Below are 22,203 nucleotides of genomic sequence, written 5' to 3'. Positions count from 1 at the left end.
GGATTGTCACGTTGTTTAAGCTTGCGGCTAACGTGTTGCGCATAGGCGAACGTTGCGGAACAGCGATCCGCGTATGCTCCGCTAAGATAAAATTTTTACGTGAAAACCAAACATAAAGCCAACAAAATCCAGCAATGGCGCTTCATGCGCGGTTATCTTTTCTTTTTTCTAATTTGTTCGATTTTTTGTTCTAAAATTTTATTCAAATCTTTGATAAGCATATCTTGAGATCCAACAACAGCTTTGTGTGACTTTTTTTGGGTTTCAATTGTGATTATTCTAATTGGAAACTCATTTGAATGCGGTCTGATTTTTACTTTGTCAAAATTTGAGATATTGATTACTCTATTTATTGAATCCCAAAATTCAGGTTTAGTTTTTTCATGACATGAAAATATTTTTTTGCCTTGAATTTTTGACTCATAAATAATTGAATCTTCCGAAATATCTAATTTTTCATAAATATTATTTTCACCGCCTTTATATAATAAAGAAACTTTGTTTATTTGTTCTGATTGGCTACTGAATATTGTAAATAATACTAGAACTATTAATCTCATAAGATATTCTTTACACGCGATTTATAATAACTTGCTGGTAACGTTTTGCGGCCATGTCTTGTGGCGGAAAAGCGAGCCGCGTACGCTCCGCTAAGATAGAATTTTGTTCGTGAAAAATAGGCTAGAAGCTTGAAAAATCAAGCCATAAGTCATGACCGCTGTTACCAGCTGTTTCTATTTATCTGTTTGTTTATTAATCAATTTCACAATTGCAGTACTATTTGTAATCAAAATATAACCAATTAGTGAATTGATGAATTGAAAAATCATCCAAGGAATATTTGGATAGTTTCTCAATATTTCTTTTTGTTGGAAAAATTCAAATAGTTCTTTAATGAAATTTGGGAAACTATTTATCAAAGTTATTCCGCCAATTAATATTACAATAATTTTTAATACTGTATTTGTTGAAACTGATATGTCAATTCTGGTTTCTGTGAAATGTTTTTCTAATCCTAATTTGGTTATTAAAAATGTTGTTTTAAATAGAAATAAGCAAGCAATAGTAAAGTAAACTATTAGTGCAATTACTCCAAAAACTAATTCAGGAATTGATGAATTCCAACCTTGCATAAATTGACTTGTCCATATTGTTATTGCAACTTGAGGAAAAATATATAGTGAATTGATTAATAACCATAATCCAATTCCTTTTAAAATAATATTCCAGAAAGTTTTGATTTCCATGTTTATATTTTTAGTTGTTGCTCGTGAAATAGCTGGTAACGTTTTGCGGCCATATCTTGTGGCGGTAAAGCGAGCCGCGTACGCTCCGCTAAACTAAATAAAAAACGTGAAAACCAAACATGAAGCTAAGAAAATCCAGCCATAAGTTATGACCGCTGTTAGTGTTTCGGCAAAATTATGCGCAATTTTGGTTCGCAAACAAAATCAAAATGTTTCCGATTTGAGTAATTTTTCGGTTGAGATTTACGAACTGATTTTTACACAAAGTTTTTAAAAATGATTATCGAAAAAGCCCGAAACTTTTGTGTTTTCGCAGATTTTAAACTTGCTGAACACTAACGGTTTCTGGCTAGATTTCGTGGCGGCTTGGTTACCGAGTTTTCTCCGCTAGCACAAAACGAAAATAGAAAAATAAAACGAACAATTTACCGAAAAACAGCCATGGAATTTAGCCAGTGTTATAGGCTGCCCTTGTTAAATTTAGTTAGTAGACTATTAAATTTCTTGAAGATTTTGATTTATAAAATTCTCTATCCTATTTGCTTGCTCTCGATATGTCATAATACAATTGCCGACATATGTCGCTAAATTTACAGGAACAGCATTTCCAATTATTTGTTCTAGAGTTGTTTTGTTTAAACCATTCCAATTAAATGTTCTAGGAAAGGTTTGTATATACGATCTTTCTAATGAAGTTAAAGGCCTTACGAATTCTAAATCTCTTGTAGAATCTCCGGGATGTGATACATATTTTGGTGGAATTGGTCTATTTACTCCTCGAACAGTTGGGCTAGGTTCGTCAATACTAAAAATACCTCGACGAGCGTAACTCCTTGCATGTCGATAATAATGTTCAATTTCAAGATGCTCGCCCAAATAATCTCTAATAGTCATACTGTTTCTAGATTGACCTTGTAATAATGTTTCTGCTAAAAAATTGTCAACAGCTCCAAGTTGGCCAATCAAAAACATTCTTTTTCTTTTTTGAGGCACGCCACATTTACTTGCGTCAAGAACCATTTCAGTGAAACCATAACCAGCTTCTTTTAGAAGCCTTTTTGCTTCAACAAAAATCTCTGTTTTATTGATTCTGTCAACATTTTCCATAAGAAACCATTCAGGCATAACTCCTGTAATGATTTGTGCATATGAAATAGTTAAATCCCCGCGAGTTCCATTTTCGTTTCTTTTTCCAGCGCTTGAAAAATCTTGACAAGGCGGTCCACCAACAATAATGTCAGGATTAAATTGATTGATATGATTAATTGCACCATTAACATCAGACAGGTCAAATTCAAAAACGGGATGATTAAAGTTTTGTTGATAGATACTCACAGCAGCATTCCAATTTTCATAGGCTGCCAAAACATTAAATCCAGCGTTCTCTAATCCTAAAGAAAGTCCGCCACATCCAGAAAATAAATCAACTGTCCTCATAGTTTACAATTTAAAATAAATCAGCAGAATTTGCTAATACCGCGTCAAAACGTCTTTCTGGAGAAAGCAGCATTTGACCACCACCTAAAATTATATTTTTTATCTCTTGTTTTGTTATCCTCGGCCTAACAAGTTCTTCACAATTCATCAACACATTAGTTTTTCTTCCAGATACTGAAAAAGCCTTATCATTTTTAACTGTATAGGTTAACTTTTGAAAAATATCTTTAGAATCAAAATTCCCTCTGATATAGAATTCATTGAGCATAAAGAACAATTGTATTAGTGCTCTTGTTGGCCTATTTACAGGAACAGTTGGGTCTAATGGAACTGTAGCTGATTCGGTCATAAATAGTTTAGTAAAGGCAAGGTCAGACCAAACAAATACATCTAAACAGTTGTCAGCTAAAACAGGTCTTTTGCCTAATGTTTTCCATATAGGTTGGATAATTGCAGGTTTTTGTTTGTCGAGATTATCAGTTATCAAGTTGTTCATGATTGACCAAATTTCTCCAATTTTTGGGTTAACTTGAGCTGCTTCAGTATAACTTGCAATGTTTCCAAAACCATTTTGACCGAAGTATTTTTTTAAATCTTTTCGATTCTCTTTGTAAATTGAAGCTAGACTACAAGCTAAAAAATGTATCGAAGGCATTCTGATAACAATTTCACTACCATATTTTTCTTCTGAAAGATTGTGTGTACTTTCATCTGGCAATGTGGTCAATTTTACTTCATAACCTGCTAAAATTTCTGAAGTTTTATGATTCATTAGCATTAAATCTACACTTGGAGGATTGTTCAAGGTTAAAGTTTGGAATGGAGTAAATGAAGATTCAAATGAATAATAAAGAGATTCATCTAAAGGATTTAGTACAAAAAGTTCTTCACCTGAAATATATTTATGTTCAATAGAATTATTTGCTCCCATTTTTAAATAAACAGGGCTTTTCCCAACACTATCCATATATGCTATTAAGGCAGCTGGAAAAGTTGAATTGAATTTATTTTTTCCCCAACTATCAGGTTTTGATATATCCCTGTTTGAATGTTTTATTCCGAATAATGCTGGCTTTTGTTCCATTAACCTATTGCGTTTCTTTTAAAGAATTTAAATTTTCAAATCACCGCAAATATATGTTTTTTGGATCAAGAAAGGCTAAATAAAAGAGAAGCTTTAATAGCCTTTTTAAGTCGGAAATTAATTCACGTTTGTTTTTTACGCTCGATTTTTTTTAGGGTTGCCTATAACGTGTTGCGCATAGGCGAACGTTGCGGAACAGCGAGCCGCGTATGCTCCGCTAAGATAAAATTTTTACGTGAAAACCAAACATAAAGCCAACAAAATCCAGCAATGGCGCTTCATGCGCGGTTAGTGGCTGGCAGTCTTAATTTTCATGTAATTATCCGGAGTCATTACAGCCAATAAGCTATTTTTGAAATCTTTCGTATTTCTAGTTAGAATCAAATCTATTTCTTTGTCCAATTCAGCTGAATAGTTTTGTAGAGCATCTTCAAAATCTTTAAAATCTGAGTTCAGCGCCCGGACAATTACATCTTTATCCATTATTAATACTTCCGTAATTGAAACTAGTAATTTTAGTTTCTCGATTACTTTTTCATGCTTCGCTGTTTGTCTAAGTAAATAGTAAACATTGCTTATAATTACTGGAGTTACAAAACCTTTTATTTCTTTTGATTCGCATAATGATAAAATTTTAGCTGCATTTTCTGCGAACGGTTGTCTATCAAAAAAGAAATCAAGAATTATATCAGTGTCAATTAGTATCCTTGTCATTGATTATAGATATTTCTCAGATAGTCGATTAGATAATTCTTTTTTGTAGTCAAAATCTTTTGGAGCTGTAAAAGAACCTTTAAGAGATTTCACAATTGGCGTTAACTCGATTTCACTAGGATTATTTTCTTTTGTGAGAGCCTTGAGATAATTTTCAATTAAGCTTGACAAACTACGCTCTTTATCTTTTGCATATCTTTTCGCTTTTTCAATCACGCTTTGCTCTATTGTCAAAGTTAACTTGGTATTCATGATTCTGAATTTTAAAATTATCAGGCAAATATATTTAGATATTTTTTTACGTGCAAATATTTTTTGAAAAGCACGTGTTTCTAGTTTGTTGCTTTCTGCTTGCCACTAACGTTTTGCGGCCATATCTTGTGGCGGAAAGGCGACCCGCGTACGCTCCGCTAAGCTAAATAAAAAACGTGAAAGCTAAACATAAAGCTAAGAAAATCCAGCCATAAGTTATGACCGCTGTTATTGCTTGACAAAATTATACGCAATTTATGTCAGCGCAGACAAAATCAAAACATTCAAAATTGAGAAAACATTCGGTTGAAAAATCTCGAACCAATTTTCACACAAAGTTTTTTAAAAATGATTATCGAAAAAGCCCAAAACTTTTGTGTTGACTTCCGATTCAAAATTGTTAAGCAATAACGTTTTGCGGCCATATCTTGTGGCGAAAAAGCGAGCCGCGTACGCTCCGCTAAGCTAAATAAAAAACGTGAAAACCAAACATAAAGCAAAGAAAATCCAGCCATAAGTTATGACCGCTGTTAGTGTTTCGGCAAAATTATGCGCAATTTTGGTTCGCAAACAAAGTCAAAATGTTTCCGATTTGAGTAATTTTTCGGTTGAGATTTACGAACTGATTTTCACACAAAGTTTTTAAAAATGATTATCGAAAAAGCCCGAAACTTTTGTGTTTTCGCAGATTTTAAACTTGCTGAACACTAACCTGATGCGCATAGGCGAACGTTGCGGAACAGCGAGCAGCGTATGCTCCGCTAAGATAAAATTTTTACGTGAAAACCAAGCATAAAGCTAACAAAATCCAGCAATGGCGCTTCATGCGCGGTTAGTGGCTGGCAATCTTATTCATTGTTAAGTTTCAGGATCTCATTTACAACTTCGCTTGATATTCGAAAATTTGTTGACAGTAATTTCTCAATTAAGGGTTTCACTTTCGGAATAATTGACTGCTCTTTAGCCTTGTGAATAATTCCTAGTGTTCCGGTTGTCTTGAACATTAATTTTGATGCCAATTTTCGTGCTTTTAAATCATCTAACAATAAAAGCACATCTTCAAGTTCAGCTGCTAATGCTAATGCACTAGCTTCACCTCGATCTACTTGTGTTTCAAGAAATTTTTGGTATTTGGTATCTTTTACGGATTGTACAGCAATCCATTCAGGTAATTCTTCTCCGAATTCTTCAGCGATTTCTGGCGTGGTAGTTAATTGTCCGTAAACTTTTTCTAAAAGATCAAACTCATTAATCTTAGAAAATAAAATTAAAGTGCTCGTATCAGATATTACTATTTTATGCATTTGCTATATCTCTACGTAAATCTTCTATTGAATTGCTGAATATTGAAACACCGTATCTTCCTAATATTTCTAAAAATGCTCTCTTAGTAAGTCCGGCTATTTCTGCAGCTTGACCAGCGGATAGTTTAGCATCTTCGTAGAGTTTAGCTGCTATTATCATAGAAAAATCATAATCTTTCAACTCGACACTATCAGGTATATTTAATTGAACTACTCTCATTTTTTTTCTTTTTTTCAAATGTACAAAATCAATATTCTAGATTTTCGGTTTTGTGTTTTTTTTTTTGCTTGCCACTAACGGTTTGCGGCCATATCTCGTGGCGAAAAAGCGAACCGCGTACGCTCCGCTAAGATAGAATTTCTACGTGAAAAACAAGCGTAATGCTAAGAAAATCAAGCCATGAGTTATGACCGCGGTTATGGGCAGGTTTGTTATCTTTCTTTTACTCAAGAATAATCTTTCCAGTCTTTAAAACTTTTGATTCTTTGTTTAGTTGATAAAAATAAACGCCGGAACTTAATCCTTCAAGTTGAATAATAGTTTTAGAGGAATTAACTGTAGTCTCTTTTACTAGTTTTCCATGAACATTAGTAATTGATAATTTTAAATTTTCAGATAAATCATATCCTGAAAAATCAAAGTTCACGACATCTTTTGTCGGATTTGGATATATAGAAATTTTATTGGCAGAAAAATCACTTTTTGTCCCTAATGTAACTTCGCATAAATTTATTACTTGTACAGGATTGGTTTTAAGTTCGGTTGTTCCGTCTCCCAATTGTCCAGTGCCATTGTAGCCACATGCCCATACTGTCCCATCGTTTTTTAGAAATAATGAATGATTTCCTGCAGCTGCAACGGCGGTAATGCCTGAAAGGGTAGTTATCCGATTGGGAGAATGCCTATCAATTGTTGTCCCAATGCCTAGTTGACCTGCGTCATTGATGCCACACGCCCACACCGTCCCATCGTTTTTTAGAAATAAAGAATGATCTATTGCAGCTGAAATACTCGAAATATTGGAAAGCGAGCTTATCTGAACTGGGGTATACCTATTATAAGTTGTGCCGTCACCCAATTCCCCTCGACCATTCCATCCGCAAGCCCAAACGGTACCATCATTTTTTCGGAATAAAGAGTGATTTTCACCTGCTGCAATAGCTGTAATACCTGAAAGCGCAGTAATTTGAATAGGCGTATACCTGTTTATGTTTGATCCGTCACCTAATTGTCCCCAAGTATTGTTTCCACACGCCCAAACTGTACCGTCATTTTTTAAAAAGAGTGAATAATTACCTAAAGTTGCGATGGCTGTAATATTTGAAACAATACTCACCTGAACAGGTGTGTGTATTTCTTCAGTTGAACCATCACCTAATTGGCCATAATTATTGCTGCCACAAGACCACACCGTGCCATCGTTCTTCAGAAAGAGTGAATGATTACCTGCAGCTGCAATGGCAATAATTCCTGAAAGAGAATTTATTTGAACGGGGGAAAGTTTACTTATATTAGTATTATCACCCAATTGTCCAGAACTATTATATCCACAAGCCCAAACTGTACCATCATTCATCAAAAACAGTGAGCTGCCATTTTCCCCAGCAGAAACGGCTTTAATGTCGGAAAGAGAACTCATTTGTACAGATATAAGATTATTATCAAGACTTGTTTGACCTAATTGTCCAGATATATTACTTCCGCACCCCATTACAGTACGATCATTACAGAGAAATAAAGAATGTGCCCCTCCAGCAGAAATGGATTGAGAATTTGCAAATGGGCTCAATAAATATAAAGTGGAAAGAATTGCAACAGAGATTGATTTTAGTAATAGTTTTTTCATTTTGTATATTTTATAACTTGGTTAATTGATGTTGTAGTTGAATAAAGATAAGAAAAACTTAATTAAAGTATTTCTATTCGTTTAAAGTAAACTTGCCCATAACGGTTTGCGGCCATATCTCGTGGCGGAAAAGCGAGCCGCGTACGCTCCGCTAAGCTAAACAAAAAACGTGAAAACGAAACTTCCGGTTAAGAAATTCAAGCCATGAGTTATGACCGCGGTTAGCAGTTCGCCCATTTATTAGCCATTTTTTGTAGCTTTTGAAATGATCAAGTCATCTTCTATTTTCAACATTGCTAGGAATAATAATTTCAAATATGTAAAATATGAGTATTCATGTTTTTCTAATTCCTCTGGGTTTGCTTGTGTACCGTGCAGATAACTATTTCTTAAATCTAAACCATTAGTAAATTCACTTTTGTTCAAGAAATAATTAAAATATGCTTGCTCTGGTTTTGAAAATAACGAACTCTCTAATAAAATAATATTTTCATTTTCCATTTTTTTGACTTCCTGTCGAAGTTCTAATGAATAACGATAAAATGAGGCAACCTCATTAGTATATAAATCTTTCAAAATTATTAACCTAGCTGGATTATTAATTTGTATAAAATCATCACTGTCAACTGAGATAAATCCTTTGTCTATTAGATAGTTTAATTTTGGTTTTTGATATTCTTCATAATTACCAAATTTTACTTGTTCATGTGCGAGTAAATCAAAAAAGGTATGATATTTTTTTTCTTTGAATGGCTCAACATAAGCAAGTAGGGTTTGATCTGAGAAAAATAAATTTGAACAACCAACCATTTCTTTGTTGTTTTCATTAAAATAAATATACTTGTTTTGGTTTAGGCTTGGAATATCTTTTATTGTAGATGGTGAAGATGATATTTGTAAAAGTTCAAAATCAATATTTCCATCTTCAACAAATAGCTTAAATTGTTTTAATGCTGATTCAAATTCAGGAGCTAATAATCTTACTTTTTCAAAGTATGATTTAGCCGAAGGAATTGAAAAACGTGCGTTTTCTGCAAATTCATATTTTTCTTGAAATGCGCTAGTAAAAACGTGATGTAAAATATTTTCTAATGAGTTGCCCAAATCATTAACCACTTTATTATATGCTACAATTTGGACATGTGATGTCATTTCTAACAAACTAAATGAAGTACCACCTCGATATTCATTTTGGGAATGAATACCCATGATTCTTTCAAATACGCCCATTTGATTTTTCTTGCTGACAAGATTTATTCGGTTCTGAATGTCAAGATACTCAAATAAAGTTTTGAAATTTTTAAATAGTGAATATGGATTATTGTTTTGCTTTATAAAATCTAAACTGTATGAATAATTTGCAATAAAGTCATCATCAATAAATCCTTCTTTTAGTTTAGTAGCATTCTCAGGAAAACTAATTGAAACGCCATATTTCATCCCGCCTTTTTCTGCAAAAAACTTTTCCGTTTCACTTTTGTGTAAACGTTTTGCTTTTAACCTTGTTTTGTCGGAAATTTTAAAATCATTTCGATTCCTTACATTTTGTATTAGTCCAAGATAATTATAATTCGCATCGCTAGAATCTATATAATTTGAGATTATATTTTCCTTATCTTCAACAGTTAAGCTTTTGGGAACGAACTTCTGAGTCTTATTGAAATCTTCTTCAACCTCATAAATTGAAAGCAAGATTTCAGCAGATTGGGGATAGGTTAACAAGAAATTTTTTAGTTCAATGTTATAGTGTTCAACAATACTTTTGTGAGTTAGAATATTATGTATTAAGTGAGGTTCTTTTGAGAGAATGTTATTAAAATTAGTTTTTGAGATTCGCTTAAATACACTTTGATTGCTAACTAACTCCCATAGTGAACTCATATATTCTCTAGTCGTCTTTTCATAAATATCGATAACATTATCATCATTAACATTAGACAAAAATTGCCCAATTACTTTTCCATATTCAGTTGCTTTTTGTTTGAAATTAGTAATATCTTCTTGTGTCCATCCTAACAAATAAAGCTCATTATCGATATACTTTTTTATATTGTATAGTTCTAAAATATCATTAATATCAGTGTAGTTTGATTTTGTAGGATTTCTTAAAATATTTTCTCCCTTTTTCAATTGCATACTACCAGCCATATCTTCTTTTGAATAAAACACCACTTTGTTTAAATCACTTTTTCGCATATACGTTTGATTTGTTATGTTGACTGAGTTCTTGGGTGACTGCTAACGGTTTGCGGCCATATCTCGTGGCGGAAAAGCGAACCGAGTTTTCTCCACTAAGATAGAAAGTTCTTCGTGAAAATAAAGCTTCCGGCTAAGAAAATCAAGCCATGAGTTATGACCGCGGTTAGCGGTTCGTTGTTTTATTTATCTAATTTTTTTCCAAAGCAAATAGCTTTTTCATTGCCAATATATTTTCCAAAGTTGGGTATTTGTTTATAGTCGTTTTTTAAGTAGAAATCACAAGCCTCTAGATTTAATTTTCTCGTTTCAAGCCATATTTCTTTGTAATCTAACTCTTTTGCTTTATTTTCAAGATAGCCTAAAACACTTTTGCCAATACCTTTCCTATTATACTTAGAGTACATTCTTTTCAACTCAGCTATTTCGTTTGAGATTGGTCTGATTGCTCCACAACCAACCGCTTCATTTTCAAATATGGCCTTTACGAAAACTGATTTTGGGTTTTCTTCGTCCCATTCTTGAAATGAATTTTTTCCAGTATCTCCAAATCGTTTTCCAAGTTCAGTTGAAAGATTTTCTATTAGAGGCTTTATTTCAGAGTCTGTTGGTTTTGTTTCTATAAGTTGAATTAACATAACTTTTAATCAATAATTATTTTTCGATTTACAATGACCGCTAACGTTTTGCGGCCATGTCTTGTGGCGGAAGAGCGAGCCGCGTACGCTCCGCTAAGCTAAACAAAAAACGTGAAAACCGAACATAAATCCAACAAAATCAAGCCATAAGTCATGACCGCGGTTATGAGAAGTGCTAAGGTTTTACCCTCGTGATTTGATTATCTTTTAAAATCACAAGTTCACTGTTCATTTTCTTTTTGAACTCAATTAGTTTATCATAAACTTTGTCCATTCCTTCCAAAATTTTAGCTTGGTTCGGTGTCATTTTATGCGTTTCCATGATAATAATTTTTGAGTTTAGTGAATTTATTTTCATTAAAAATATCAATCTCTGTTTCTAAAGTTTTTTTAGCAATTAAGTCATGCTTTCCTTCAGAATTGTCGAATATCATAATTTCGTCAGCAATTGGCAAATAAATATCAAATAGATTTTTTATCCCATTGATATATCTACGTTTTATAACATCTGTTTCAATATTATGGCCGCCTTCGAGAACTCTCGTTTTGACGCGCTCAATTGCTAACTCAACATTTTGCAGCCAAAAGAATAAAAGAGTTACATTATAATTTTTATTTTTTGCTTCGATAATCTTCGACTTATAACTTTTAGTTGCCAATGTTGTTTCAAAAGCAAAATTTTCATTTGTTTCTAGTAGCTCATTTATTCTCTTAAGCATTATTTTTCCAGCTTCAAAAGAAACTTTCTCTGGTTGAAATGGCGATAATCCTTTCGCAATTTCATCAGCGTTTACAAACTCTTTACAATCTAAAATTTCAGGTAAAATAGTAAATGAAGCTGTGGTTTTTCCAGCACCATTACAACCTGCGATTATGTAAAGATTTTTTTTCATGCCCAAAGATATCAATTTGATTTTACAATTTGATTCTGGACGCTCTCAAATAGCATTTCTCATAACGTTTTGCGGCCATGTCTTGTGGCGGAAAAGCGAGCCGCGTACGCTCCGCTAAGATAGAATTTTGTTCGTGAAAAATAGGCTAGAAGCTTGAAAAATCAAGCCATAAGTCATGACCGCTGTTACTGGAAGCCTTACTTTTTTAAATTATCAGGATTTCTACGACTATCAAATATTGTGAGAATTACAATGACAGTTTTATGAACTTCATAAATAATAAGATAATCTCTAACAATTTTTATTCTAGCCTTTTTGTCTTCAGTCAATTTTCCGACAGTTGGATATTCAGAAATAAACTTTACAGCGTCTTTGAATAAGCTATTGAGTTTTCGACTGTACAGAACAGATTTGTTGTTTTCAATCCAAAACTCAAGAATTTTAATTCTATCATTTTTGGCTTTGAGTGACCAAATTATTTCTCTTTTAGCCATTCCTCAATTTCATTATTTACTTGATCGTTGGTCATGTATTGGCCATTTTTGATTTGTTCACGAGCTTCGGCAATGGCTTCCTTTTGAACCTTTGTTAATTTAAAAAGATTCGCATCATTATCATGATTTAGAAAATTATACATTTCTTCAAGTAAATTCTTATTACTTGAAAGATTTATTTCTTCAATCAATCTTTTTCTTATCTCAACAGTTCTCATAGAAATCAATTTATTTGTTGCTAATATAGTAAAATAAGTTTTGATTTTTTTATTCGGTTTTTGCGCGAAGCAAGCTTTCCAGTAACGTTCTCTTGCTAGGCGAACGTTGCGGAACAGCGAGCAGAGTTTGCTCCGCTAAGATAGAATTTTCTCGTGAAAAACAAGCGCAAAGCCAACAAAATCAAGCAATGGCGCTTAGCAAGTGTTAGCAGATGTTTTACTTTTCACAGCCATATTTTCCGCCAAAATAATTCTCTACAAAATATCTTAAGTGAATTTTTGAATTTTCTCTAAAATTACTAAAGCTTCTCAAACTTTTATTTATCTCTACACTACAAATATATTGTTTGGGATTCGGACCACTAGTATTTATGATACCAAAAGATTTAACAAACCATTCCTTTTTGTAAACCAAATCTAGGTATAATATATCGGGACTAAAATCAGTATTTCTTTGGATTATCCTAAAACCTTTTTCGTTTGATTGAATATTATTAGCTTCTAAATATATGTTCTCAATTTTAGGACTTGTAATTACGAAACTACTATCTCTAAAACAATCAATAGTACATATTTTTGACTTTTTAGAATTGTAAATAATACAAATATTTTTTAAAGATTTTATTTTCGAATCATTTTCTACTAATAATGTTTCAGTAATTGAGTCGCCTAAAACATCGAAATAATATTTTTCACTTTTATCAGTTTTAATCGTCCTATTTTTGTTTTCGCAAGAAGCGAGAACTATTAATAAGCTGAACAATAAAGTTAAATATATTTTCATTTGTCTCAATTTACCACTTTAGTTCTAAAAATATCTGCTAACGTGTTGCGCATAGGCGAACGTTGCGGAACAGCGAGCAGCGTATGCTCGGCTAAGATAAAATTTTTACGTGAAAACCAAACATAAAGTCAACAAAATCAAGCAATGGCGTTTATGCGCTGTTATACGACGCTTTTCATTTTAGTAAGTTGTATTTCAATAGCTTTCCACATTTTAATCAATATTCGAGTTTCGTTTTGCGCTTCTAAGTAAATAATTTTTCCGGTTTCGGTTAATGAAAACTTTTTTGATTTTTTTAAAACAAGATTATTTTGGATTAGCCAAGTTATAGATTCTTGTAATTCATTTTGAGTCGGAATAGAATGATTTATTCCATCCGCAATTTGTGAAATTTCAGCAAAGTTTGTTGGAGCTTTTTCGGATGAAATTGCTAAAGCTAAAAAAATCCATGATGTCGTTTCCAGTTTCGTCATAAAGTGTCGTATAACGTTTTGCGGCCATGTCTTGTGGCGAAAAAGCGAGCCGCGTACGCTCCGCTAAGATAGAATTTCTACGTGAAAAATAGGCGAGAAGCTAAGAAAATAAAGCCATAAGTCATGACCGCGGTTAGCAGAGGTTTAAACACTCTCAACTCGAATTTTTTCGCTATCTAATCTTATATCTAAAAAGAATCTAACTAAAGGATGTAAATTTTGGTCGTTAAGTTTAAGTAATCGTCTTTTACCTAACCTTTTGTCTAAAACAGCTAACATATTTATAATTGGACTTTCATGAAGTAAGCATTCTTCGATATTCATTTCTAAATATGCATAACAGCAGTTGGTTAAATCATATTTCGAAAATTCTCCTTTTTCGATTAGTTTTCCAGACGTTCTTTCGTTATGAATTTTTTCCAAAGTAACGCAATTCGTTGGCGTAGTATCGTGATATACTAATCTGTTTATATGAAATGAACCTAAAGTAGAAAAATCTACGACTTCCTCACCATCAACGGTTATCCATCCGCGATTAGCGATTTCTCCTGCATACCAATCTTTTGTATATGTTGTAGTGTAGAGTTGAATTCTTCCTTTTAACCTTTCGGCAAAATGATTTTCAACATTTTTCTTTATTTTGCTCCACATCATAATGTTCTTGTTTATTTCAAAAGTTGAATAAATCTCTGCTAACGTTTTGCGGCCATATCTTGTGGCGGTAAAGCGAGCCGCGTACGCTCCGCTAAACTAAATAAAAAACGTGAAAACCAAACATGAAGCTAAGAAAATCCAGCCATAAGTTATGACCGCTGTTAGTGTTTCGGCAAAATTATGCGCAATTTTGGTTCGCAAACAAAATCAAAATGTTTCCGATTTGAGTAATTTTTCGGTTGAGATTTACGAACTGATTTTTACACAAAGTTTTTAAAAATGATTATCGAAAAAGCCCGAAACTTTTGTGTTTTCGCAGATTTTAAACTTGCTGAACACTAACGTTTTGCGGCCATATCTTGTGGCGGAAAAGCGAGCCGCGTACGCTCCGCTAAGCTAAATAAAAAACGTGAAATCTGAACATAAAGCAAAGAAAATCCAGCCATAAGTTATGACCGCTGTTATTGCTTGACGCTTTTAAGTTCAAAGTTTGCGACCAGTTTTCACGCACAGTTTTGTTTCGCCGGAATTGCTTCAACGCAAAGCTTTAAAAAAATAAAAACATGTTGCGAAGCAAATTAATTTTTAGCGCTGTTGACACGCAAAGTTTTCGTTCCGATTTTCACGCAAAGTTTTGCCAGCGTTTTCTCCAAATTGAAAAATGAAAAAGGCGAGAAGTTGGTTTCCAAAATTCGCGACAAAGTTGATTAAGATTTTCAACAGCGCGATTTAAAAGTTCAAATTGGCAATTGCGGAAGTTCGTTTTTTGCGGCTCGAAAATGCGTTTAGCAATAACGGTTGCGGGTTTGCTCAGTCACGGTAATTTGGAACAGAGTATAATCCGTTAGATGAAACAAACATATGGAAAATATATCTTTCTTGAACACTGATGCAGTTATTGTGCAAACCTGCTGTTGTGCGGAGTTGACACTACAAATCCCTAATAAAAAAATCTAGTTACCGTATTGTTTAACAATGAGATAGGTCATTCTTCTCAACGTAGTTGCCAGTAAAAACGTTAGATAAATGATTTCAAATTATTTGTTTTATGTCTGATAAATCACAGTAATTTCAAATCTCATTGGTTGTTTTTTTTGCTTTGCTGCGTTAAAAGAAATTTAGTTTATCCGACAACAAACGTTTAATGTCTTTTAAGTTCACCAGTAGACTTGATACTCAATTTTATTTCTTTTAACTTCGCCAAGCTTTTGTCTAGCGCTAGCTATGAAAATGCAATTTTCAGCTATCTCATAGCCAAAAGCTTGAGCTGGAAAATCAAACAATCTTTTCCACCGCAAAGCAAAAAAAGCGGCCAATATTTATCAACGTTTTTGCTGAGCAATTGCGCACAACGTTTGGCGGCCATGTCTTGTGGCGGAAAAGCGAGCCGCGTACGCTCCGCTAAGATAGAATTTTATTCGTGAAAATAGGCTAGAAGCTAAGAAAATAAAGCCATAAGTCATGACCGCGGTTACCAGATGTCGTAGTTTATTCAAAGGCAATTATATATCTGTTTAAGCCATTAACCTAAATATTTTGTAAGATAGATTAAGATAATGCCAGCTATAACCGCCACGACGATTTCAACAATGTAAGTTTTTGTCTTTGATTCTTTAGATTCAATTATTTTGACCTCTTTTACTTTTTTAGGTTTTTTGGGCTTCCTGATTTTCTTTTGCTCTTTCTCATCAAGAAATCTATAATCAAACCAGCCGCCTATATTTTTTACCCGCTCTCCAAACGGAGTTAATTTAATCGTATTAAAATCATTGTCTTTCAATTCTATTAAACCTAATGCCTTTGCCTCGTTTAAAGCGGTAAATATGTCAATAGGGATAAATCCATTTTTTCGTGCATAAGCTTGAACATCAACAGTTCTAAATTCTGAATTGAAACTATTTACGATCATGTTAATAAAATCATCTTCTCTCATAATTTTCTGACTTTGATTGTCAAATGTAATGAAAAGTCATGACCAATAATCAGGGTTAATTTTTGGTTATACTAGTATATCATAGCCTATTCAAAACTATTCAGTATCAGTTTTACTCTTTCTGATTTGAATAATTCCGGCAGCTATGAACGCAATTCCAGCTATTATTTTTACGTAGTCTACAGTTGACCATTCGTCTGTATCTAAAATTCTGATTATTATAAAAATGATTCCTATTAAAATCAGCGGTATTCCTCTCTTATTTTCTTTCATAATTGATTTAGTATTTTTTAGATTTAGTTGATTCTGTCCTATGTTTTTTAACGATATCTGGTAACGTTTGGCGGCCATGTCTTGTGGCGAACAAGCGAGCCGAGTACGCTCCGCTAAGATAGAATTTCTACGTGAAAAATAGACTTGAAACTAAGAAAATAAAGCCATAAGTCATGACCGCGGTTGGCAGTAGTACTTTATCTTATTCGGTTTGTATTTTCTCTTTCTGAATCAATAAATTTTGTTTGAATTATATTTTTTAAAAAATTAGTATTTGCATTTTCATTAAGCACCAAAATTTTTAGTTCACCAGAATAGTGAATATAAAATAAGTAATTCTCATTTTCATCAATAAAATTAAAGTCAAAAAATCCTCCGTCGCATTCAGTAACAATTTGAAAATTTCTAATGAAATTCTCCATTTCCTTGTTTTCAACTTTTACGCCTCCATTAAATCTTTTTTCAATTTTATGGCTTTTGAAATATTCAACAGCTTTTATTAATGGTTTGTAATCTTTTCTCGATTCTGTCAACTTCGAAATCCAAGGTTTATTCATTGCGCCCAAAAAGATGAGTTTGTCAATATTTAGATTTCTTGTAAGTAAAATAATTTGACTCGGTAATTTTTTCTCAAATTCTTTTTGCAATTTCAACCAATAAAAAGAATGTATTTCAGGATAATAATATACGTTACTGTTAGTTACTTTTTCGTATTCACAAAGCGGTAACTTTCGATATTTTATTATGCAGATATCTCTTGAAATTTTTTCTATCATCGTTTTTTTGTAGTATTACTGCCAACGTTTTGCGGCCATGTCTTGTGGCGGAAAAGCGAGCCGCGTACGCTCCGCTAAGATAGAATTTTGTTCGTGAAAAATAGGCGAGAAGCCAAGAAAATATAGCCATAAGTCATGACCGCGGTTACCAGAAGTGTTTACTTTAATTCATAAAGTTTGTTTTTAAAATCTTCTAGTATATATACTTTATCAAATTCTGTTTCGATTTCAAATTTCAAGCTTTTGTCCATATCGAATGAACTATTTCCTGTGCTTCCAATAACCAATAGTAACCATTGTATATTTCCCGAGTTTTTCTTGTAATTGGATATTTTACTTTCTTTTTTTCTTATTGCTTTCTCGATTGATTCTATATCAATTTGTTTTACCCAATATGCGCCTAAATTTACTTCAATATTTTTAAGTGTATGCGGATACTTCGATATACTTTCAATTAATTCGTTTTCAATAAAGTTATTGTTTACGACATATTCTTTTACAATCTTTTTTACAGTTTCAATTAATTGATTCTTGTTTTCTAATTTAAATTCAATATTTGGATGTAAATAGCAATTAGCTAAAAAATTTGGTATTTCTGGATCATTCTGTAAATCTGATTCAGCTCGGAGGAAAATGTTTTCGAAGAAGCCTTCTTTTTCTTTTGCAATTTCATCTATTACTATTTGATGTTCGAGTCCAATTTTTTGAGAATTATGGCTCAATATAAAATCTGGAATTTCTGTTGTTTTGTCAATATGAATTTCGTTGTTAAAGAATAATAGAAACTTTCCAACATGACATATTTCCAAAATTTTTTGATGATTTTTGTATTGATTATTGATAAGAGATTCAAGATGACTGTTGATTTTGTCTCCTAATAATTTTAAATTTTCGTCTAAAGATTTATTATTCTCGATTTCTCTCATAACATTTCTGGTAACGGTTTGCGGCCATGTCTTGTGGCGGACGAGCGAGCCGCGTACGCTCCGCTAAGATAGAATTTTGTTCGTGAAAATAGGCTAGAAGCTTGAAAAATAAAGCCATAAGTCATGACCGTGGTTAGCTGGAGCCCGACTTATTTATTATAGTTTTTCCGCAAATGCAATTACATGTCCATCCATGTCTGAAAAATAACAAACTTTATCGCCCCAATCTCTATTTTGAATTGAGCTAATTAATTTCGCTCCACTTTTGATTGCATTTTCAAATTCAAGCTCAATATTTTCAACATACAAATATAGTTCACATCTAGGAATTCCATTTCCAAGTTCAGGATTTGGCAATTTGTCCATTAATATTTTAGCGATACTTTTATTAGGCATTAAACCTAATTTGCAATTTTCAGCAATTACAAATTCAGTCATTCCAGGAACATTTAAATCTGGATTTTTTCGAAATATATTTTGATAAAATTCAGCACTTTTTTGCTGATCGTTTACGTAGAAAATAGTTTCGACAAGTTTGATATGTTTCATTGCGTTTCGGTTTTTCACGGGTTGCAGCTAACGTGTTGCGCATAGGCGAACGTTGCGGAACAGCGAGTTGCGTATGCTCCGCGAAGATAGATTTTTTACGTGAAAACCAAGCATAAAGTCAACAAAATCAAGCAATGGCGCTTCATGCGCGGTTACCAGCAGTATTAATTTTTTACAGTTATATATTTATCATCCGCTTTCCATATTCTATATTCCACTGACCAACTTTCAGGAATATAAAATGGTCTTGCATAATAACTTTGATATTCGATAAAAATATCTTGGCTACTTATTATTTTTCGCTTTACTTTTTTTTCACTTTTACAATCCGAGCTCATTCCTTCAAAAATTTCTGCGGCATCACTTTCTATAACGTAATATGGATATCTTGAATTTTGAGGAATTCCATATTCTTCTTTTAAGTTTTTTCTGTTAAAGCTAAAACTTGCATTTGAACATTCTCCAACATTTGCTTCAAATGAAAATTTCACTTGTATTTTACAATCTTTTGAATTTTCTATTTTTGGAAGAAGTAAGTCAACTCTTTTAAAACCTTCTTTCGGTAGTGGATAAGTTGGAGTATTTTGAGCATTTAGTTTTACGCTAAAAATAAGTATTATTAAAAAAGTCTGTATTCTCTTCATAAGTTGTTGTTTTTAAGTTTGATGTGAAAATATTGCTGGTAACGTGTTGCGTATAGGCGAACGTCGCGGAACAGCGAATCGCGTACGCTCCGCTAAGATAATTTTTTTCGTGAAAATAATACATAAAGCTAACAAAATCAAGCGATGGCGCTTATACGCTGTTGGTGGTCAGGCAAAATATTATGCGCAATTTAGGTTCGCATACAAAGTCAAAATGTTTCCGATTTGAATAATTTTTCAGTTGATATTTTCGAACTAATTTTCACACAAAGTTTTTAAAAATCATTATCGAAAAAGCCCGAAACTTTTGTGTTGACTTACGATTCAAAATTGCTTGCCACCAACGTTTTGCGGCCATATCTTGTGGCGGAAAAGCGAGCCGCGTACGCTCCGCTAAGCTAAATAAAAAACGTGAAAACCAAACATAAAGCAAAGAAAATCCAGCCATAAGTTATGACCGCTGTTAGCAGCTGGCTTTTATTATTTCCAGAATTCTTTTTTCATTTTCATTATTTTCTCCGCTTGATATTACAAAAACGTTTCCTTTCTTTAGATCAAAAATACTTCTATATAATATTTTATTAAGTTTTAAAAAAACAAATATTTTTTCACCACCACTTTTTGAAATGAAAACTTTTCCACTAGAAAATGGTCGATTAGTATTAATTACCATAGCGTTTTTTTCAACTAATTCAATTTTCCAATCTTTTTGTTTAGCAAGTTCAGTAATTTTTTCAAAAACAGTTAAATCATTTTGCTCTGTTCTTATTGAAATAAGTTTCAGTCTACTTTTTTGATACAAGAAGCTTATTAAACTTAAAAAAGCAAAGATTATACAGATAATAACATTCGTTGATTCAAGTTCAGAAAAAGTAAATGTTTTCAGACCATTTGTGAAGCTAATCGCAAATACAATAAATAATAAAATCGAAACTCTGTAATGCTCTATACTTTGAAATAAACTCAGATGAATTTTTTCGTTTGAAATTGATTTTAATATTTGATAGTTGTTCATTTATGCAGTTTTTTTAAGCTTGCTGCTAACGTTTGGCGGCCATGTCTTGTGGCGGAAAAGCGAACCGCGTACGCTCCGCTAAGATAGAATGGTAACTATATACTTGTTTGCAGTAACGGCTAAACATTTATCTCGATGCTAATATACATCTTTTTTTTAGCCGCTAATTCAGTTTTGACCGATACGAAATTCAATCAGTCGGGGGTTGCTGCTTTACTGTTTTACCCGTGCGTTTACATTGCGCAAGGGAGTATTGAAGTAAAGCACTAAAAGCGATTAAATTTTGGCAACATTGCGCCTGACGGTATGTTCGCTTTGAAAGTGTAAATTTATTTAAAAAATATACATAAATGTTTTTTTTGCGATATCATTACAAAATATTTTTGGCAATAACTAAGAATTGTAACCCACTACTTTGAAACTTTTAAGCCGTCCTAATTGGGCGGTTTTTTTATTTCAGAATGCTTCGTTTTTGCTGCGGAAGTACAGCGTTTCTATGATTCAAAGATAGTTATTTTTTGAGTTCATATAATTTGTTTACATTAGTTTCGTAAACCAAATTATTAATGGACTTAAAGAGCCAATACGAAGCCTATGAAAATTCTAAACGGATTAAGCATATAGCCGATGAAGAAACGGCTAAAAGACTGAGTATTCCTGTTGGTTCAGAATATACTACATTTCCACCGCCAACTACGAAAGAAGAAGCGTTTGAAAGGCTTGAAAAATACACAGGGCTAATACATCTTGATTCACACATTAGAGGCTTCAAAACTTTTTTTCCAATCAATCAAAGAACACTTAATGATGAGTTGAAAAAACTGAATCAATTTATTGACAAAGCCGATAAGATTAACGTTACAGAAGCATTTACAAAGCGTGGAAGCAATCAATTAGAAACTCAATATTTTGAATACCTAAAATGGAAATATGATTTTTATAAAAATGAAACCTTTGATAATTTAGAAAGCTATTTTAATTTTTTTCCTACCGAGTTAGTGTTTGTTTATGGAAAGTACTTTTTGTATAAAAATTGGATTGAAGACCAAATCAAAAATATAAATCCAATTCAAGATACATCTAAAACTGAAAATGATTTAAAAGTAACTGCTATAGGGTCTAATGAAAATCCAGAGAAGTTAGAGAATAAATCACAGTATTTAGATATTATACAAGACCATTTAGAAGAAAATGACTTCGTTAATGACGGCAGTTATCAAAATTTAGTTAATGCTTTAGATGTATATTTTGATTTGGGAGTTTTCCCTCAGCCTACCATACAAATAAAGTTCAGCAGGGTAGCTAAGATAAAAATAGGTTGGGCATTAAACAACATTCATAGAGAAGCTAAACCAAATGAAGCACTATCTTATGAATACTTGAAATATGCAAAAGAAAATTTAAGCATTTTTAAGGAATATCCTTTAGAGGAAATGAATTTCAGAAAATCCAATTTATATAAAATGTTTACCCAAAAACCCAAGTAAAATAAAGCTGTCCAACAAATCCAACAAATCCAACTTTCTGCCCAATATTTCCAATTTTAGACCAACAAAACTATTCCCGTAATTTGTCTTGTTAAATAGATGAACTAAGGAAATTCCATTATTAATTTCTTCGGAAACGGTCACAAACAAAAAATCCCAAGTGCGGACACACTCAGGATTTTGTCTTAATGATTCACCTTGTAAACCAAATCATTATCTTATGTATTTCAAAAAATTCTTTCTAAGAATAACCTTTATAAAGATTTGCATCAACCGCCGTAAGTCTTCACATTAGAGAGCAGGCATTCTCGGGAAAAGGTCTCATTAGCCCTGCTAATGCTACCGAGTCTTAAAATTGGGAACGT

The 22,203-nt window shown here is 32.7% G+C and carries 26 protein-coding genes; 1 reads left to right on the top strand and 25 read right to left on the bottom strand.

Going from position 1 to position 22,203, the window contains the following annotated elements; all coding sequences use genetic code 11:
• Positions 1 to 152: 152 nt before the first annotated feature.
• From KIH23_RS10270 to KIH23_RS10150, 25 genes are all read right to left on the bottom strand, one after another.
• Complete coding sequence (locus KIH23_RS10270) at positions 153 to 560, bottom strand: hypothetical protein (RefSeq protein WP_213213402.1); 408 nt, start codon at positions 558 to 560, stop codon at positions 153 to 155.
• A 174-nt stretch (positions 561 to 734) separates the two neighbouring features.
• Positions 735 to 1,247 carry a hypothetical protein gene (locus KIH23_RS10265; RefSeq protein WP_213213401.1) on the bottom strand — a complete coding sequence of 171 codons (513 nt, stop codon included), beginning with the start codon at positions 1,245 to 1,247 and terminating at the stop codon, positions 735 to 737.
• Between the two features lie 495 nt (positions 1,248 to 1,742).
• On the bottom strand, positions 1,743 to 2,684 hold the full coding sequence (locus KIH23_RS10260; RefSeq protein WP_213213400.1) for a DNA cytosine methyltransferase: 942 nt from the start codon (positions 2,682 to 2,684) through the stop codon (positions 1,743 to 1,745).
• 10 nt (positions 2,685 to 2,694) lie between these two features.
• A complete protein-coding gene (locus tag KIH23_RS10255) occupies positions 2,695 to 3,768 on the bottom strand; it encodes a HindVP family restriction endonuclease (protein ID WP_213213399.1) in 1,074 nt (357 codons plus the stop codon).
• A 288-nt stretch (positions 3,769 to 4,056) separates the two neighbouring features.
• On the bottom strand, positions 4,057 to 4,482 hold the full coding sequence (locus KIH23_RS10250; RefSeq protein WP_213213398.1) for a type II toxin-antitoxin system VapC family toxin: 426 nt from the start codon (positions 4,480 to 4,482) through the stop codon (positions 4,057 to 4,059).
• A 3-nt stretch (positions 4,483 to 4,485) separates the two neighbouring features.
• The gene (locus KIH23_RS10245; protein ID WP_213213397.1) at positions 4,486 to 4,734 is read right to left on the bottom strand and encodes a DUF6364 family protein; all 249 of its coding nucleotides are present in this window, start codon (positions 4,732 to 4,734) and stop codon (positions 4,486 to 4,488) included.
• Between the two features lie 848 nt (positions 4,735 to 5,582).
• Entirely contained in the window at positions 5,583 to 6,038 is a 456-nt protein-coding gene (locus tag KIH23_RS10240; RefSeq protein ID WP_213213396.1) for a DUF3368 domain-containing protein, read from the bottom strand.
• Positions 6,031 to 6,258 carry a UPF0175 family protein gene (locus tag KIH23_RS10235; protein ID WP_213213395.1) on the bottom strand — a complete coding sequence of 76 codons (228 nt, stop codon included), beginning with the start codon at positions 6,256 to 6,258 and terminating at the stop codon, positions 6,031 to 6,033. Before KIH23_RS10235 ends, KIH23_RS10240 begins: the two co-directional genes overlap by 8 nt.
• Positions 6,259 to 6,481: 223 nt before the next feature.
• Entirely contained in the window at positions 6,482 to 7,885 is a 1,404-nt protein-coding gene (locus tag KIH23_RS10230; RefSeq protein WP_213213394.1) for a T9SS type A sorting domain-containing protein, read from the bottom strand.
• 240 nt (positions 7,886 to 8,125) lie between these two features.
• Positions 8,126 to 10,081, bottom strand: a complete 1,956-nt coding sequence (locus KIH23_RS10225; protein ID WP_213213393.1) for a hypothetical protein — start codon at positions 10,079 to 10,081, stop codon at positions 8,126 to 8,128.
• A gap of 182 nt (positions 10,082 to 10,263) precedes the next feature.
• Positions 10,264 to 10,719 carry a GNAT family N-acetyltransferase gene (locus KIH23_RS10220; RefSeq protein WP_213213392.1) on the bottom strand — a complete coding sequence of 152 codons (456 nt, stop codon included), beginning with the start codon at positions 10,717 to 10,719 and terminating at the stop codon, positions 10,264 to 10,266.
• Positions 10,720 to 10,894: 175 nt separating this feature from the next.
• Complete coding sequence (locus KIH23_RS10215) at positions 10,895 to 11,041, bottom strand: hypothetical protein (protein ID WP_213213391.1); 147 nt, start codon at positions 11,039 to 11,041, stop codon at positions 10,895 to 10,897.
• Entirely contained in the window at positions 11,028 to 11,612 is a 585-nt protein-coding gene (locus KIH23_RS10210) for a zeta toxin family protein (protein ID WP_213213390.1), read from the bottom strand. Before KIH23_RS10210 ends, KIH23_RS10215 begins: the two co-directional genes overlap by 14 nt.
• A 197-nt stretch (positions 11,613 to 11,809) precedes the next feature.
• The gene (locus KIH23_RS10205) at positions 11,810 to 12,106 is read right to left on the bottom strand and encodes a type II toxin-antitoxin system RelE/ParE family toxin (RefSeq protein WP_213213389.1); all 297 of its coding nucleotides are present in this window, start codon (positions 12,104 to 12,106) and stop codon (positions 11,810 to 11,812) included.
• Positions 12,088 to 12,324, bottom strand: a complete 237-nt coding sequence (locus KIH23_RS10200) for a hypothetical protein (protein WP_213213388.1) — start codon at positions 12,322 to 12,324, stop codon at positions 12,088 to 12,090. Before KIH23_RS10200 ends, KIH23_RS10205 begins: the two co-directional genes overlap by 19 nt.
• Positions 12,325 to 12,541: 217 nt before the next feature.
• On the bottom strand, positions 12,542 to 13,108 hold the full coding sequence (locus KIH23_RS10195) for a hypothetical protein (RefSeq protein WP_213213387.1): 567 nt from the start codon (positions 13,106 to 13,108) through the stop codon (positions 12,542 to 12,544).
• Between the two features lie 161 nt (positions 13,109 to 13,269).
• On the bottom strand, positions 13,270 to 13,581 hold the full coding sequence (locus tag KIH23_RS10190) for a hypothetical protein (RefSeq protein WP_213213386.1): 312 nt from the start codon (positions 13,579 to 13,581) through the stop codon (positions 13,270 to 13,272).
• A 144-nt stretch (positions 13,582 to 13,725) separates the two neighbouring features.
• Positions 13,726 to 14,235 (bottom strand): hypothetical protein, encoded by a 510-nt coding sequence (locus KIH23_RS10185; RefSeq protein ID WP_213213385.1) that lies wholly within the window; start codon positions 14,233 to 14,235, stop codon positions 13,726 to 13,728.
• Positions 14,236 to 15,757: 1,522 nt separating this feature from the next.
• Complete coding sequence (locus KIH23_RS10180) at positions 15,758 to 16,168, bottom strand: hypothetical protein (protein ID WP_213213384.1); 411 nt, start codon at positions 16,166 to 16,168, stop codon at positions 15,758 to 15,760.
• Positions 16,169 to 16,264: 96 nt separating this feature from the next.
• Positions 16,265 to 16,441 (bottom strand): hypothetical protein, encoded by a 177-nt coding sequence (locus tag KIH23_RS10175; RefSeq protein ID WP_213213383.1) that lies wholly within the window; start codon positions 16,439 to 16,441, stop codon positions 16,265 to 16,267.
• A gap of 197 nt (positions 16,442 to 16,638) precedes the next feature.
• Positions 16,639 to 17,217 carry a hypothetical protein gene (locus KIH23_RS10170; RefSeq protein ID WP_213213382.1) on the bottom strand — a complete coding sequence of 193 codons (579 nt, stop codon included), beginning with the start codon at positions 17,215 to 17,217 and terminating at the stop codon, positions 16,639 to 16,641.
• A gap of 158 nt (positions 17,218 to 17,375) precedes the next feature.
• Positions 17,376 to 18,143, bottom strand: coding sequence for a hypothetical protein (locus KIH23_RS10165; protein WP_213213381.1), 768 nt, complete (start codon positions 18,141 to 18,143; stop codon positions 17,376 to 17,378).
• A gap of 156 nt (positions 18,144 to 18,299) precedes the next feature.
• Positions 18,300 to 18,692: a VOC family protein gene (locus tag KIH23_RS10160; protein ID WP_213213380.1), complete on the bottom strand. Its 393-nt coding sequence runs from the start codon at positions 18,690 to 18,692 to the stop codon at positions 18,300 to 18,302.
• Between the two features lie 164 nt (positions 18,693 to 18,856).
• Entirely contained in the window at positions 18,857 to 19,336 is a 480-nt protein-coding gene (locus KIH23_RS10155; protein ID WP_213213379.1) for an ecotin family protein, read from the bottom strand.
• A gap of 463 nt (positions 19,337 to 19,799) precedes the next feature.
• On the bottom strand, positions 19,800 to 20,351 hold the full coding sequence (locus tag KIH23_RS10150) for a hypothetical protein (protein WP_213213378.1): 552 nt from the start codon (positions 20,349 to 20,351) through the stop codon (positions 19,800 to 19,802).
• A 566-nt stretch (positions 20,352 to 20,917) separates the two neighbouring features.
• Here KIH23_RS10150 and KIH23_RS10145 point away from each other — a divergent pair.
• Entirely contained in the window at positions 20,918 to 21,838 is a 921-nt protein-coding gene (locus KIH23_RS10145) for a hypothetical protein (protein ID WP_213213377.1), read from the top strand.
• Positions 21,839 to 22,203 lie beyond the last annotated feature (365 nt).

The organism is Flavobacterium sp. CYK-55 (assembly GCF_018413465.1).
Lineage (GTDB): Bacteria > Bacteroidota > Bacteroidia > Flavobacteriales > Flavobacteriaceae > Flavobacterium.
This window is presented reverse-complemented; position numbering and strand designations above follow the sequence as displayed.